Below are 1,248 nucleotides of genomic sequence, written 5' to 3' on the forward strand. Positions count from 1 at the left end.
GCTGTACATCGCACCCGAGGTCAGACGGCCGTGGTTGTTGGCGTCCATCGAGGAGTAGAAGCCGGTGGCGGTGATGTCGAAGTCATTGTTGGGGCGGAACTGCACCGAGAACATGCCGCCCTTGCGGTCGCGCACGCCCTCGACGAACTCCGAGCTCATGCTGCCGGGCAGGCGCACGCCGTTCAGGTCGGCGGCCTTGAGGCCGGTGCCGGCGAGCGAGGCGTCGGTGATGCCCTTCATGGTGGAGGTGTTGATCACGTCCCAGCCGCTGCTGGCGCCGTAGGCGAAGCGCGAGACCGAGTCGCGCCGGCTGAAGCGTTTCTCGGCGAACGCCTGCATGATGATGCCGAAGGTGTTGGCCTCGTTCTTCCAGTTGATGCTCGCGTTCAGGTCGGGCGAGGTCTTGCCGGGCAGCTGGGCGTGCACCACGCCGCCGCTGATGAGCCCGCTCAAGCGCTCCTTCTGCGACAGCGGTTTGCGGGTGGTCACGTTGATGGTGCCGGCCAGGCCGCCGTCGACGATGTTGGCCTGCGCCGTCTTGTACACGGTCGCCTGGTTGAGCACCGACGAGGGCATCAGCGACAGGCTGGTGCTGCGGCTGCTCGAGCCCTGGTCGGCCACGTACCAGTCGCCGCCGCTGACGGTGTGGCCGTTGAACAGGATCAGGGACATGTCGGGATTGGTGCCGCGCATCGAGACCTTCTCGGCCTCGTCGTAGTCGGTGCGCACGGCCACGCCGGGCAGGCGCTGGAGGGAGTCGGCGAGGTTCTTGTCGGGCATCTTGCCCACGTCCTCGGCGGTGATGACCTCGACGTTGGCGGTGGCGTTCTTCTTGACGCTGAGCGACTTGGCGAGCGAAGCGCGGATGCCGGTCACCTGCACCGTCTGGATCGCGTCGGCGGCCGCCGGCGGGGTGCTTTGCGCCATCGTGGGCAGGGTGTGAAAGCCCATCAGCGCCAGCGACACTGCGGTGGCCAGCGGCTTTTGTTTGAACATCATCGTCATCTCCGGGTTTGTTTATTAACTGGCAAGGCACGGCCCTGCGGACGACAGAGTATTTATGATCGCTATCTCATTGGATAATGAGTAATCTGAATGTATGCATAACCTTTGGTGATGCGGCGCTGGGCCATTTTGTATCCTTAGAGCATGAAGACCCGTCACGCCACGTCAATACATCGGTTTTGCCGTCCGTAAATACCTGCCGTGTGTGGTTCAGGGGCAACACCCATATCGTTACACACAACT

General features: G+C 63.1%; 1 protein-coding gene. It reads right to left on the minus strand.

Annotated elements, in window-relative coordinates; translation table 11 throughout:
- On the minus strand, nt 1-999 hold a 999-nt coding region (locus tag C7C56_RS25920), incomplete at its 3' end, for a TonB-dependent receptor plug domain-containing protein (RefSeq protein ID WP_229459007.1).
- Between the last annotated feature and the right edge of the window lie 249 nt (nt 1,000-1,248).

The organism is Massilia glaciei (genome assembly GCF_003011895.2).
GTDB classification, from domain to species: domain Bacteria; phylum Pseudomonadota; class Gammaproteobacteria; order Burkholderiales; family Burkholderiaceae_D; genus Telluria_A; species Telluria_A glaciei.